Source organism: Mycobacterium sp. (assembly GCF_040398885.1).
Taxonomy (GTDB): Bacteria; Actinomycetota; Actinomycetes; order Mycobacteriales; family Mycobacteriaceae; genus Mycobacterium.
Genome location: NZ_JBBATF010000084.1, coordinates 1 through 13,532 on the forward strand (window position 1 = coordinate 1; position 13,532 = coordinate 13,532).

12 protein-coding genes and 1 pseudogene are annotated in these 13,532 nt (G+C 70.8%); 2 read left to right on the forward strand and 11 right to left on the reverse strand.

Going from position 1 to position 13,532, the window contains the following annotated elements:
* The 7 genes and pseudogenes from ADBZ5U_RS09455 to ADBZ5U_RS09485 form a co-directional block, all read right to left on the reverse strand.
* Positions 1 to 1,370, reverse strand: a pseudogene (locus tag ADBZ5U_RS09455) (hypothetical protein); the annotation flags it as partial.
* A 407-nt stretch (positions 1,371 to 1,777) separates the two neighbouring features.
* On the reverse strand, positions 1,778 to 2,542 hold the full coding sequence (locus ADBZ5U_RS09460; protein ID WP_526264721.1) for an SDR family NAD(P)-dependent oxidoreductase: 765 nt from the start codon (positions 2,540 to 2,542) through the stop codon (positions 1,778 to 1,780).
* A 25-nt stretch (positions 2,543 to 2,567) separates the two neighbouring features.
* Positions 2,568 to 4,940, reverse strand: coding sequence for a lysylphosphatidylglycerol synthase transmembrane domain-containing protein (locus ADBZ5U_RS09465; protein ID WP_526264723.1), 2,373 nt, complete (start codon positions 4,938 to 4,940; stop codon positions 2,568 to 2,570).
* Positions 4,941 to 5,052: 112 nt separating this feature from the next.
* Positions 5,053 to 5,343, reverse strand: coding sequence for a hypothetical protein (locus ADBZ5U_RS09470; protein WP_526264725.1), 291 nt, complete (start codon positions 5,341 to 5,343; stop codon positions 5,053 to 5,055).
* Between the two features lie 471 nt (positions 5,344 to 5,814).
* Positions 5,815 to 6,459 carry a hypothetical protein gene (locus tag ADBZ5U_RS09475; RefSeq protein WP_526264727.1) on the reverse strand — a complete coding sequence of 215 codons (645 nt, stop codon included), beginning with the start codon at positions 6,457 to 6,459 and terminating at the stop codon, positions 5,815 to 5,817.
* Positions 6,459 to 7,190, reverse strand: a complete 732-nt coding sequence (locus ADBZ5U_RS09480) for an MspA family porin (protein ID WP_526264729.1) — start codon at positions 7,188 to 7,190, stop codon at positions 6,459 to 6,461. Before ADBZ5U_RS09480 ends, ADBZ5U_RS09475 begins: the two co-directional genes overlap by 1 nt.
* Positions 7,191 to 7,237: 47 nt before the next feature.
* Entirely contained in the window at positions 7,238 to 7,954 is a 717-nt protein-coding gene (locus ADBZ5U_RS09485; protein WP_526264731.1) for an MspA family porin, read from the reverse strand.
* Positions 7,955 to 8,185: 231 nt separating this feature from the next.
* Here ADBZ5U_RS09485 and ADBZ5U_RS09490 point away from each other — a divergent pair, with 231 nt between their 5' ends.
* Positions 8,186 to 8,740, forward strand: coding sequence for an Rv2240c family protein (locus ADBZ5U_RS09490; RefSeq protein WP_526264733.1), 555 nt, complete (start codon positions 8,186 to 8,188; stop codon positions 8,738 to 8,740).
* A gap of 213 nt (positions 8,741 to 8,953) precedes the next feature.
* Here ADBZ5U_RS09490 and ADBZ5U_RS09495 read toward each other — a convergent pair whose 3' ends face one another.
* Together ADBZ5U_RS09495 and ADBZ5U_RS09500 are read right to left on the reverse strand one after the other, a co-directional pair.
* Positions 8,954 to 10,603 carry a PE family protein gene (locus tag ADBZ5U_RS09495; RefSeq protein ID WP_526264735.1) on the reverse strand — a complete coding sequence of 550 codons (1,650 nt, stop codon included), beginning with the start codon at positions 10,601 to 10,603 and terminating at the stop codon, positions 8,954 to 8,956.
* A gap of 142 nt (positions 10,604 to 10,745) precedes the next feature.
* Positions 10,746 to 11,270 carry a hypothetical protein gene (locus tag ADBZ5U_RS09500; RefSeq protein WP_526264737.1) on the reverse strand — a complete coding sequence of 175 codons (525 nt, stop codon included), beginning with the start codon at positions 11,268 to 11,270 and terminating at the stop codon, positions 10,746 to 10,748.
* Positions 11,271 to 11,317: 47 nt separating this feature from the next.
* Between ADBZ5U_RS09500 and ADBZ5U_RS09505 the strand changes: the two genes are divergently transcribed.
* Positions 11,318 to 11,596 (forward strand): hypothetical protein, encoded by a 279-nt coding sequence (locus tag ADBZ5U_RS09505; RefSeq protein ID WP_526264739.1) that lies wholly within the window; start codon positions 11,318 to 11,320, stop codon positions 11,594 to 11,596.
* A 23-nt stretch (positions 11,597 to 11,619) separates the two neighbouring features.
* On the opposite strand, the gene ADBZ5U_RS09510 is transcribed toward ADBZ5U_RS09505, so the two are convergent.
* Positions 11,620 to 12,423, reverse strand: a complete 804-nt coding sequence (locus ADBZ5U_RS09510; protein WP_526264741.1) for an SDR family oxidoreductase — start codon at positions 12,421 to 12,423, stop codon at positions 11,620 to 11,622.
* 48 nt (positions 12,424 to 12,471) lie between these two features.
* Positions 12,472 to 13,532: AMP-binding protein (locus tag ADBZ5U_RS09515; RefSeq protein WP_526264743.1), on the reverse strand; the 1,061-nt coding region annotated here is incomplete at its 5' end.

Below are 13,532 nucleotides of genomic sequence, written 5' to 3' on the forward strand. Positions count from 1 at the left end.
CCGCCGGTGCCACCCGCAGTGGTGCCCGCGCCGCCGGCCCCGCCGGCGCCGCCGGCGCCGAACAGCGCCAGCAGTGCGGCGTCGCCGCCGTTGCCGCCGAAGCTGCCCGGCCCGGTGGTCGAGTCCGCGCCGGCGCCGCCTGCGCCGCCGTTGCCCCACAGCAGGCCGCCCTTGCCGCCGCTGCCGCCCGCACCGCGGTTGACCGCCGCGATACCCGCGCCGCCCGCGCCGCCGTCACCGATCAGCCCGGACGCTCCGCCCAGGCCGCCGTTCCAGCCGTTGCCGCCGTTGCCGTAGAGCAGGCCGGCCTTGCCGCCGTCGCAGGCGTTGTCCTGGTTGCAGGTCTCGGCGGTCCAGCTGTAGCCGTCGCCGATCAGCAGGCCGGCGTTCGGGTTGGCCGCGGTGCCGTCGCCGATGAAGACCCGGACGAACTCGGCCAACGGATCAGCGGTGAGGTTGCCGGTGGCCGAGGCGCGCGGGCCGGACAGCAGGATGGGGAAGTCCGGGAGGCCTGCGGGCTCGCCGCTGGTGGTGGAGGAAGCGGGCTTGGCCGTGCCGCGGGTGCCGTCCAGGTCGCGACGGCTGAAGGCCGCCACCGTCCACATCAGGGGGGCGGCGGCCGGGGCGTCGCCGTCGCCGTCCGCGCCGAGCCAGGAGAGCAGATTGCTCCCCAACCCACTGACCCGGCCGGGCTGGGAGGCCACCGTCGGCGCGGTCATCGCCGGCGCGGTCGCCGCAGCCGACGCCACCGACGCCACCGACGGCGCCGTCGAACCGACTGCCTGGGCGGGGGCGGCGCCCGGATTGCCGGCCACCGTCGGCGCGGAGTTGTCCCTGGCAGGGGAGGAGATCTCGGGGAGGTCGTAGTCCGCCCTCGCCTCGGGTTCGGTCGAGGACGGGACCGGCGCCTGGGCGCGCGGGGCAGGCCTGCTGGCCGCGGGGGGTGCCAGGGGTGCGGGGGCGGCGTCGGATCCGCCGGCGTCGGCGGTCACCGGGGGTGCCTCGTTGCGGGAGGCCTTGGTCCGCCCGCGCGGCGCCGGGGTGGAGTCCGCTGAGGTGTCGTCCCGGGAACCGCCGCGAACGGTGGCAGAGCCGTTGCCGGTGGCAGAGCCGTTGCCGGAGGCCGAGCCGTTGCCGGTGGCCGAGCCGTCGTCGTTGGTGGGGGCCGACTTCGGCGCCGACCGAGTCGGGTTGGCCTTGGTGCGCGGGGTCTTGTCGGGGGAGTCCGAGGAGTTGGAGCCGGTCGATCCGCCGGAGCCCGTGGTGTCGGCGTAGGCGATCGCCGGGACCGAGGCCACGGCCGCGCCCACACCGAGGGCGACGGCGAGGGCGCCCACCCGGCCCACATGTCGCGCCGATCCTGATGTCACCGCTGCAGATTCGGGGACGGCCCGGCGGAGTTCGATCTTGCGAATTCCGGCGCGGCGGCGCCCCGTGGGGGCGGGCTGACGATCGCCGGCGGGCATGGACGAATCTGCTGCGGTCATGTACCGGTTCCTTAGTCCTCGGGCGCGGTCGTTTCCACCGCCCTCGCGCGGTAGTATGCCACCTCAGCAAGCTTCCGGTAACCCTCGGGGATCGAATCGGCAAGCGACCAATCGCGGGCCCGACCGCCCCGATCACTCTGACGGTGCCACTGGCGGCGTACACCGCATGGACGTGCCCGAAGAGTTCTCGTTGAGCCGACAGCGAACAGGCGGTGGATTGCCCTCTACGGGGCGTCCTGGGTGGCTGTAGTCACCCCGCTCGGGCTTCTCGTGGCAAATACTCCCGATGATCAGAAAACGGTGTAGCCGCCGTCGATCACCACCGTCTGCCCGGTGACATAGCTCGAACCGCGGCCGGCCAGCCACACGGCGACGGCCTCGAAATCCTCCGGGCTGCCCCACCGCCGCAGTGGCACCCGCGGCAGGATCTTGGCCTGTGCTGCCGGGGAGTCGAGCAGGTCTTCGGTCATCGCCGCCCTGGTCCAGCCCGGCACGATCGCGTTGACGCGGATGTTGTCGCGTGCCAACTCGACCGCCAGTCCGCGGGCCATGGCGGTGAGCGCGGCTTTGGCGCCCGCGTAGTGGGTGGCGAAGGCCAGCCCATCGCTCATCGAGACACTGCTGGTGAAGACGATCGATCCGCTGCCGCGGCTCTTCATGTGCCCGGCCACTGCGCGCACGGTGAAGAACTGCCCGTCGAGATTGACCGACATCACCCGGCGCCATTCCTCGGTGGACATCGTGTCGACGGGCGATGGGCGGCCGGGGACGCCGGCGTTGGCGAAGCACGAGTCGATCCGGCCGAAGGCATCCAGCGTCCGCTCCACGCCGCGGGTGACCGAGTCCTCGTCGCCGACGTCGACGGTGAATGCCGCCGCCGGCGCTCCGGAGGCACTCAGTTCGGCGACGCAGGCGTCGTTGCGCACCGCGTCGGTTCCCCAAATAGCAACCGCCGCACCGGCTTTGTGAAGGCCGCGGGCCATGCCCTTTCCGATTCCGCTGTTGCCGCCGGTCACCAGGGCGACATGGCCGGTCAGGTCATGCCACGGGGTCAACGCGTTTCCTCCCGGTCCGACGGCCTTAGATCATGTCCCGGGCGGCGAGCCAGCGCATGATCGGCCATCCCGCGAATACCGGCAGCCACACCGTCAGCACCCGGTAGAGCAGCACTGCGGGAACGGCGATCGCGGTCGGCACGCCGAAGGCCGCCAGGCCGCCGATCAGTGCCGCCTCCACCGCTCCGACGCCGCCGGGAGTGGGCGCTGCCGCCGCCAACGTCCCGCCCACCATCGTCACCACCGTGACGGTGACGAAGTTCGTGTCGCCGCCGAACGCCTGGACGCTGCCCCAGAGGGCCAGTGCCGCACCGAGTGTCGTTCCTGCACAACCCAATACGATCACGGCGAAACGTTTGGGCTCGCGAACGAGTTCGACCAGGTCGCTGCCCACCTCGTTGATCTTGGGCCGGACCGCGGTGTCCAGCCACTGTCGTAATTTCGGGACGAACAGGAAGGCCCCGACCGCGCCGAGGGCCAGTCCGCCGATCAGGTAGACCAGGGTGAGCTTGGGCACGAAGTGGGACAGGTCGGCCGAGGCGCCGGCGGCCACGCTGAAGAAGATCAGCAGTGCCACGTGGGTGATCACCTGCACCGCCTGCTGCACCGCGACCGCGGCGGTGGCCCGCACGGTTCCCAAACCCGCCTTCTGGAGGAACCGGGTGCTCAGCGCCAGACCGCCCACTCCGGCCGGAGTGGTGGTCGCCGCGAAGGTGTTGGCGAACTGCATGATGACCAGATGCCGGAAGGAGACCATTCCGCCGGCGCAGGCCCACAGTCCGGCCGCCGCGCCGACATAGGTCAGCGCCGACACGACCAGACCCAACAGCGCCCACCACCAGTTGGCTTGGCGCAGTTCGGAAAAGAACGCGGGCACCGTGCTGATGAAGGGATAGGCGACGTAGACCAGCGCCACCAGCAACACCAGTTGAATGGCCTGCTTGCGGGTGAACCGGGTGATCGTCTCGGTCTGGATGTCCTCGGCCCCGGTCTGCAGTTTGACCTCGTCGCTCGCCGCCGCCAGCACCGCCTTCGGGTCACTGAGGCTGCGACGGATCCGGGCGGGCATCGCCGACCGGGTCAGTCGGCGGGACGCGGCCAGCACGGTGGTCGTTCCCAGCACGTCGATCGCGGCCCGTACCGCCGGCTTGGCGCCGAACCGGTCGGTCGTGGTCGCGAGCAGTTGGGCGATGTCTGCCTGCAACTGCTCTTCGGAGGAGCCGTACTCGGAGTTCCCGAAGCCACCGAACAGGGCGGTGCCCGAGTCGAGGGTGATCTCGCTGGGCCGCAGATCGCCGTGTGAGATCTGGTGGCGGTGCAACGTCGCGAACGATTCCCAGACGGCTGCGACGGCGTCGTCGTCGCCGACGTGCTCGAGGGATGTGCCGCGCGGCTGACTGTGGGCGAACATGGTCCAGCCGCGCTCGAGTCCGGCCAGGGACAGGGTGCTTGTGTTGGCCACACCGAGGTCGCCGACCGCGATGGTCATCAGGGCACGGTGTTCCACGGCCCGGTGCAGCGACATCTGCAGCGGCGCTGTCTCACTGTCCCGCAACACAAGCCAGCGCCAGAACTGCCGAACGGCCCCGCCGCTGCGCTGGTTCGGTCCGTACAGTTCCACGATCGCCTGGCGTCCGCTGTCATCGGTGGCCAGCAGTTCCAGGGGTCCGTTGCCCGCCGGGCGCAGCACGTTCAGCGCGGTGGTGTTGAAGCGCCGCCGGTCCAGTGCCCGCACCGCGCCGTCGAGGGGGATGTCCAACGCCGGGGTGCCGACCACCAGCACGATCAGCGCCCCGACGAACCAGCCCACCGCCAGCCCGAGCAGCGATCGCGCCGGGACCACGGCGCTGACCACCAGGTGGATCGGCACGAACGCCAGCAGCAGGGTCCACCACCAACGGCGCCAGCGTGCGGGAAGCCAGGGTCCCGACACCGTCAGCACCGCCGCCAGCATGGCGATCCAGCGCGGGTCGTCGAGGAACTGCGACAGCATCGTCGACAGCCGCTCGTTGAGGTCGAAGTGCCAACGCGGGGCGGCGATGCCCTGACCGCTGATGGACAGGGACAGCACCGCGATGGCCCCGGCCGCCGCGTAGGCCCCGAGCAGCTTCCATTGCCGCCCGGCGATCAGGCCGATCAGGATCACGAACGGCAGTGCGACGATCAGTACGCCGTAGAACAGGTACACCGCGTTGGACTGTGCCGGGGTTAGCACTCCGACGATCCGTGAGACCGACTTCTCCAATTCCACCCAGTCGCTGCGGGTGATGAGCGAACTGAAGACGACGATCGCCAGGAACAGGGTGGCCAGGCCCACCCGGACGATGTCATTTGTCCGTCTGGTCAGCGGTTGCAGCAGATCACCGGTTACAGCGATCTCACGCCCGTCGACTCGCACGGTGCTGAATCTATCCTCAGATGAGGCCGGCGTAGCCCAGCAGCGCCGCCGCGCCCACCACGATCAGCGGATTGATCCCGGTGCGGACGAAGATGTCATGTGAATGACGGGTTTAACCGGGTGGCGGTGGGACGCCGGGCAGCGGTAGGACGGGGACGGGGACGCCGGGTGGCGGTGGGACGGGGGTGCCGGGCGCCGGTTGGACCCCGGGTGGCGGTCCGACGACGAATTCCTCCGGCTGCTGCTGACCGAGCAAGCCGCCCTTCAGGCCCCCGTCCTGGTACATCGCGTAGACGCGACGCAGGATGGAGATGCGTCCGACGCCGCCGACGTCGTCGTTGGGCGCCAAGCCGGGTGCCGCCGTGCCCTCTCCCGGGGCGGCCGGGTTCGAGTTGAGCCCCAACAGGTAATTCGGGTTCCAGGGGTCCGTGTTGATGGTCCCGGCCGCCGGTTCCCCCGGCAGCGCGGGTTGCGCGGTTTGGCCCAGGAGCAGTTCGTTTCCTCGTTGACCTTGTACTAGGGATGACAGGTTCGGCAATCCAAGCAGGCCACCGGGCTGATCACCTGTCTGTCCCAGGGCGTTGCGGACTTGTCCCAGGGTTTCGCGCACCCCTGGCGCATCGGGCGCCGGAGCGGGCGCCGCGGGCGCCGGCGGAGCCGCCGGTGGAGCCGCCGGTGGCGGCGGAGCGGGCGCCGGAAGCGGCGGGACGGGGGCCGGCACCGGGGCCGGCACAGGGGCCGGCACTGGGGAGGGCAGGGGAGGCGGCAGGGGGTCCGCTGCCGAGGGCGCGGCACAGCCGAGTGCCCCGATGGTCAGTCCGACAGCGACCGCGATGCGACCAAGGTTCATGGGCAATTAGTAGCAGATTCCGGGTCAGCCGGCTGGAGCATTCGGCAGCGGCGGCGGGGCGGCCTCCGGCGGCTGGACCGCCGCCGGATCGATGTAGAACTGCTCCAACCCGGGCGGGATGTTGCTTCCCGGCGGTGCGGCGGTGCCGGGCAGCGGCTGGCCGAGCTGGTCGCCGGGCATCCGCCCCAGATTGCCGTGGACCAGGGCGTGCACGCCTTTCCACGCGTCGATCCGCGCGAACGGACTGGGCTCGGCATTGGGCGCCAGCGCATACGGCGAGGCCTGGTCCTCGGTCGGCATCCGGAAATTCTGCGGCCGCAATGCCTGCGCCAACGTCCAGGGGTCGGCGACCGGAGCCGTTCCCGGCGGCGGCGGCAACGTGCCCACCAGGGCGGGTTGCGGCGAAGCCGCGAGCAGGTCGGTCATGGCTTCCAGCGGGTTCACCCGGAGCGCCTGGGTGGCCTGGCCGAGCATCGACTTGGCCGCCTCCGGTACCGCCGGCGCGGGCACCGGAGCGGGGGGAGGCACCGCAGCGGGGGTGGGCACCGGCAACAGCGGATCGACGCCCGGATCGGCCACTGCCGGCGCGAGCGCACCGGCCCACGCGGACACCCCCAGCGCCGTCGCCGCGACGGCGACGGCGAGCCGGGTCCGCGCGGCCGGTCGCATCAGAAGACCTTCGCGACGCCGTAGTAGGCGACGATGTCGTTGTCGTCGGTCGATGAACTGGTCAGGATCGCGTAGGAGCGCAGCGTCGAGGCGCCGACACAGTTGTCGACTTTGATGTGGACGTCCCTGACGGTGACGCGGGCGGAGGTGCCCTTGAACTCCTTCTTGTCCACCGTCACGTTGGTGATGGTGCCGGGCCTGGGCGCGACCTCGAACTGGCCCTGGGCCTGCAGCGCCAGTGAGGGCGGCAGGATGACGCCGGCCGCCCCGAAGTTCGTGTTGCCGAGCACGCCGGTCAGGCCACCGTTGAGCTTGTACTTGTCCATCTCGACGCCGCAGCCGATCTGATAGCCGACTTCGAGCGTTCCGCCGGCCACCTCGCCGGTCGTCTTGCCGGTGAAGGTGCCGCCGACCAGCCAGTCGCGTGCGCCCAGCGAAGTGGTCAGCGGGGGGATCGGCAACTGGGTCTCGTCCTTGGCCGCAACGGTCAGCGTTCGGCCGTCGAGGGTCTTGGCGATGCCGGGTGGGCTGGAGGCCACCACACCGGTGTCGATCGGTGGGGCCGGGGGGACCGGCGCGCCGTTGGCGACCGGGGCCGCCAGTGGCACCGCCTCGGCCGCGGCGGGCGGGACGGCCGGCGGCGGGGCGGGCACCGGATCGGCTGCGGCAACCGGGGCGGCGCCGACGGCGATCAGCACGCCTGCTGCGGCGGAAAGGAGTCGGATCGGCATGGGGAATCGGCCTTTCATCGTGGGGGGCGGCATTCGGGTGCGTCGGCCTAGACGGCTCGGGTGACGCCCACGTAGGTCACCACGTCGTCGGTGTTGTCGGTCGAACTGGTGAAGGTGGCGTAGGAACGGATGAAGGACTGCCCGGCGCAGCCGTCGATTTTGATGCGGTAACCGGTGACGTTGACGTGCGTCTTGGTGCCTTTGAACTTCTTCTTGTCCACCGGCACGATGTTGATGGCGCCGGGCTTGAGCGCGATCTTCATCTGATGACCGGCTTGCCCGCCGAGGATCAGAGGGAAGATCGATCCGGTGGCGAACGGCAGGCCGATGCCTGCGATGCCGGTCGCGGTGGAGATCGACTCGATGGCGTCCTGCGTGATTCCGCAACCGATCTGGTAGCCGGCCTCCAGGACCCCGCCGGACAGTTTGGTCTTGCCCGCGCCGGTCACGGTGCCCTCGAAGTTGGCGCTGACCAGGTACTCCCGTGACCACGGCGAGTTGGTCAGCGAAGCCACCGGCTCGATGGACTCGTTGGTGGCCGACACGTTGAGCACCCAGCCGTCCGGTGTGGTGAGGTTGCCGCCCCTGGCTGACGCGATCGGCGCGCCGGGCGGGACGGGCGCCGGCGGCGCGGGGGGAGCGGGCACGGCGTTGGCAACCGGCTGGACCGCGGGGTCGGCAGGCGGATCGGCGACGGCCTGCGGGCCGATGGCGACGCCGGCCAGCAGGCAGGCACCGAGCAGGGCGGAAGATCGGATGAACATTGGAGTTCTCGGTGCCTCTCGATCGTGATCGGGTCGTTGCGCTCGCGATACCGAATCGTTCCGGATGCGCGGGCTCACTGTTGAGGATGAAGATGTACAGACGACAAACGCGCCGTTAAGGTGGGATGCCGCGTTGTGGTCCAACAGGATTGCGGTGTCGGCCGGAGTCCGGGCGCCGGATTCCGGAGTAGTCTCGGCACGTCGGCAGCCGACAGGGGAGGAAATACAGTCATGAAGCGGGCCCTTTCTTTTGCGGTCGCGATTTCAGCGGCAGCGTGCGTGTGCGCGGCACCCGGCGCGGCGGATCCGCCCGGCCCCCCGCCGGGTCCGGCGCCCGTCCCGGCGGAAAACGTCGCGTCCGCGGCGCCGCCCGCCGGTCCGCTGGCACCTCCCGCCGGTGCGCTGCGGCTCCGCGGTCCGGTGGCCGAAGCCTGCAGGACATTCGATTCCGCTCTCAGCGTGGCCGCCATCAACTACCAGAACTTCTCCGATGCCGCCGCGAACAAGAGCGGCAACGTGAACTATCGGGATCCGAGTGTCGCGTACAACAACGTGATCGGACGCACCGCGTTGCGGCAGTCGGCGGCCACAGTGCTGGATGCGTCCCGGACGCCCGGTCTGCCGCCGGAGGTGTCGGGTCCGATGCGGACGTGGTCGCTGGACGCCACCAAGCTCCTGATGCGGATGGGTTTGCGCGGCGGTACCGATTCGCTGCGCGGGAATGTCGCTGAGTTGAACACCGACGCGCAAGTGGCTAAGGCGGCCTGCGCGGCGGCAGGCTACTGAGGCCCCGGCCCGGACGGTCGAGTCGACGTCCGGGTCGTATTGGGGCACCGGAAGAGAGTGCCCGCGGGACCCACCGTTGCGTAATGGTTCCGGTCACGATGACTGCAACTGCCCCGCTGCCCGTCGGCCCAGCGCCGTGGGTCCCGTAGAGCGCCGCGGGGGCGCGCAAAAGGGGGCCCTGTCGCGAGACAGGGCCCCCTGTTCGGGTTTGTGCTAGCCGGCTGCGCCGGGGGCGCCGCCTTCGCCGCCCGGGCCGCCCGCGCCGGGGCCGGTCCCGCTGCCGCCGTTGCGGCCGACCTTGCCCGGATTCGCACCGGCGTTACCGCTGCCGCCGCGCCCGCCGTCGCCGCCGTTGCCGGACAGCAGTATCGCGCCGCCGCCCCTGCCGCCGGTGCCGCCCTGGGCGCCCGCCGCGCCGGCACCGCCGTTGCCGCCGTTTCCGCCGACGCCGCCGAAGCCGCCCTGGAAGGCGCCGAACCCGGCGTCGCCACCCGCACCGGCGCCGCCGGCGGCACTGCTGCCGTTGCCGCCGCTGCCGCCGCTTCCGCCGTTACCACCGATGTTCCCGGACAGGCCGCCCTTGCCGCCGTTGCCGGCCCGCCCGCCGCCGCCGTTGTCCGACTTCCCGCCGCCGCCGCCGTTGCCGCCGCGGCCCCCCTTCGACGACACCGCACCGCCCATGCCGCCGTCGCCGCCGTTGCCGCCGGTTCCGCCGGGGCCGGAGGTGGTGGCTCCGCCGTTGCCGCCGTTGCCGCCCGCGCCGCCGGGGCCGGCTATCAGGCTCGCGTACCCGCCGTTGCCGCCGGCCCCGCCGTTGCCGCCGCCGGTGGTTCCGGAGCCGCCTGCGCCGCCGTTGCCGCCGATGCCGCCGACCTCTGCACCCCAAAAGCCGCCGTTGCCGCCGTCGCCGCCGGCGCCGCCGTTTCCGCCCGGACCGGACGGGTTGTTGTACCCGGCGCCGCCGTTTCCGCCGACGTGGCTCATGGTCACGCCCGCGTCGAACAGCGGAAACTGGGCCGCGTTGCCCGCGTTGCCGCCCCGGCCGCCATCGCGGTACTTCGCCGTGCCGTCGCCGCCGTTACCGGCCTTGCCGCCGGTCGACGCGAACGACAGGAAGTTGTAGTCGACCACCGGGCCGTCATTGTTGTCGAAGTCCATGCCGAGCAGCCGCCCGACGACCGCGAGCCCGAAATTCAGGCCCCAGCCGGCGTTGCCGCCGTCGCCTCCCTTGCCGTTGTTGATGCCGTTTCCGCCGTTTCCGCCGCCGCCCTTGAAGAGGTTGCCGTCCCGGTCGGTGCCGCCGAAGATGCCGCTGTGGCCGCCGTTGCCCCCGTTGAAGGGCTCACCGGGAATCTGGACGTCCAGCGCGTTGCCGCCGTTACCGCCCCGGCCGTAGAGATAGGCGTCGCCGCCGGCGCCGCCGTCGTAGCCGTTGCCGCCGTTTCCGAACAGCAGCCCGGCGTTGCCGCCGGTGCACGGGCTTCCCTTCTGGCAGTAAGGGGAGACGTCGACGTCATTCTCGGTGAAGCTGTACCCGTCGCCGGCCAGAAGGCCGCCGTTGGGGTGTTCGGCGGTGCCGTTGCCGATGATCCAGCCGAGCAGGCCGCCGCCCGCGGAGGCGGAGGCGGTGGCGGAGGCGTAACGGGCCGGCTGGAACACCGAGGCCGCCGCGGCGCCGGCATCGGCCGCTGACGTGGCGCACAGGGCGTCGCCGATCGCGCACTGAGTGGAGGCCAGTTCGACGGCCGGTTCGTGCGCGGGGTTGACCGCTCCCATGAACAGACCGGTGCCCACCACCGCTACCCCGGTCAGGCCGGCGGTGAAAACGGGCGGACGGTCACCGTTCTTGTGGTGTTTCGACATTCAGACGATTCCCTTCGCAGCAAAGACGCCAAAGTATTGAGGCGTCGCGAGGGGTATGCAACGGCAACGCAGTTGCGCCCGACCGGCCAGAGCCTTGCCGACCGGCGAAGATCGGGTTAACAGCAGTTGAACTCACACTGAGCTATTTGCAGGCCTCGATGAGTTTGCTGGTGGTGTCGGTCGCCGCCCGCATCCGGTCGGTCTGCTCCGGGACGGTGCCGGACTGCCCGACGAAGAAATGCTGGGCGATCTCCTGCAACTGCCTGGCCAGCAGGCCGATCGGCTCGGCGAGGTCGGCCGGGGTGTTCGACGGGGTGAAATCCCGCAGATAGGACGCCCCGCCCGCCATCGCCAGTCGGGTGTTGGCAGCGACGGTTTCCAGCGCCACCGGGTCCGGGCCGAGATCGGCCCGCGACTGCAGTGCGACGCCCTGGGCGACCAGCAGTGCCCCCTTGCAGGCTTCGGCCCTGGGGTCGGCCGCCGCCGGATTGCCGGCGAACGGTCCCGGCGGCTTCGGTGCCGGCTTCAGCAGCGCCCACAACGAACCCGCCAGAGCGAGTACGGACAACGTCAGAGCCACCGGTGCAACCCATCGCGAGGGGCCGGCGGGGGCGCGGTACTCGCGGGCATCGGTCTGGACGCTGGGCTCCGCGGGGGATTCGGACATGCCGGCGATCCTACGCGTAGCCTGGACTCGGGCCTGTTTCAGCAAATGTGGGTGACGCGGAGGTGGACGTGTTCGTCGCGGTTCGCAGGTGGGGATTCGCCCTGCTGGGCGGTGCACTCCTGGCCGGTGCGATGTCGCCGGCCCCCGCCGCGACCGCGCAGGGCTGCGCCCCCGGTTTCGAACCCAATCCCTACACCGCGCAGTGCCTGGCCCCGGTGAACACCCCGACCATCAACGGCATCCCGTGCATTGCCAGCAATATCGGCCTGTGTAGTTCCTTCGTGCAGAACCAGCAGCCGCCTCGCGGGCCGCGGCCGGTGGGCTGACGCCGGGACGGTCAGGTCGACGGTCAGGTCTTCGTCACCGTCTTGTTCAGCAGCCGGGCCATCCACTGCGGTGACACCTGGGCCATCCCGGCCAGGACCTTGGCCTGCCGGCCGACTGGAAAGTGCACCTTCGGCAACCCCCTGTGGCGCAGATGTGTTGCGGCGTAGATCTCGTCGGCCACATCCTCGGCGGTCAGACGCACCCCTAGGCGTTTGGCGCTGTTGGCGTCCAGACCGTCGATCATCGCGGTCCGGACGAACAGCGGCCACATCGCGATCACCCGGATGTCGTGGCGGCGCCACTCGAGTTCCAGCGCTTCGGTCAGCCCGCGCATCGCGAACTTGGTGGCCGAATAGGTGGCCAGTTCGGGTTGGCCGTAGATGGCCGACGCCGAGCAGAGATTGACCACCTGGGATCCCGTGGTGTCGCGCAGGTAGGGAAACGCGGTGTGCAGACCGGCCAGCGCTCCATAGATGTTGATGTCGATCATCTGGCGATGCTTGTGCAGCGGGATCGCCTCGAATCGGCCGTGGCTGAGCACCCCCGCGTTGTTCACCAGGATGTCGAGCCGCCGCGAACCACCGGTGAACGCCTCCAGTTGCGCCGACCAGTCATCGGCGTCGGTGACATCGAGTTGTCCGATGGCGATCTCACCGCCGAGGCCGGTCACCTCCTCGCGCAGCGTCGCCAATCCGCCGAGGTCGATGTCGTAGGCCCCGACGCGGTAGCCGCGGCGCGCGAAGGCCAGGGCGGTGGCACGGCCGATACCGGCGGCCGCGCCGGTGATGAACACAGTGGGCGTCGACGATGAAGCGGACCGGGCCATGTTTCCACTACTACACGACCCCGCCCCGTCCGAGCCGGGCAGTGGGTTTCACGAGGTCCCCCAGCGGTGCGCCCGTCCCCGCTCGCGGTACCAGTCGATCAGGTCCGGGCGGTCGATCGAACGCGGATCCAGCGAAACCGCCTCGTGGCCGGCCATGATCGAGGTCACCGGAACCTCGAGTTTCTTGCCGGTCCGGGTGTGCGGGATTCCGGGTGCGGCGATCACCTCGTCGGGAACGTGCCGGGGGGAGAGCCGCCGCCGGATCGTGCTCCTGATGGTGTCGATCAGCGCCTCGTCCAGTTCGTGGCCGTCGGCCAGGGTGATGAACAGCGGCATCCAGTACGCCCCGCCGGGGCCGTCGATGCCCACCACGAAGGCCTCGGTGACGGCATCGAGGCCTTCGACCACCTCGTAGATGTCGGCCGAGCCCATCCGGATCCCGTTGCGGTTCAGGGTGGCGTCGCTGCGTCCGTGGATGATCAGCGAACCGCGGTCGGTGAGCGTCACCCAGTCACCGTGCCGCCACACCCCCGGCGCGGGGCCGTCCGCCCATTGATGGTCGAAATACGCTGCCCGGTAACGGGTTCCGTCCGGGTCGTCCCAGAATCCGACCGGCATCGACGGCATCGGCGTGGTGATGACCATCTCGCCGACCGCACCGACCAGGGGCTCCCGCTGCGGCGACCAGCTGTGCAGGTCCACGCCGAGATACCGGGTGGCCAGTTCGCCGGGACGCGCCGGCACACCGGCGGTGCCCCCGGCGAACGCGGTGACGACGTCGGTTCCGCCGCTGATCGACGACACCTCCACATCCCGGCCGACCTCGGCGGCGATCCACTCGAACAGGTCGGCCGGCAGCGGGGACCCGGTGCTGCCAACGGTGCGCAGCCGGCTCAGGTCGTGCTCGGCGCCGGGATGCAGACCCGCCTTGCGACAGGCCTGCAGGTGCCCCGGGCTGGTGCCGAAATAGGTCACCGACTCCTGCTGAACCAGCCGCCACAGCCGGTCGGGGTCGGGGTAGAGCGGATTGCCGCTGAACCCGAGGGTGCTCGCCCCGCACAGCAGGCCGCTGACCCGGAAGTTCCACATCATCCAGCTCAGTGCGGTCT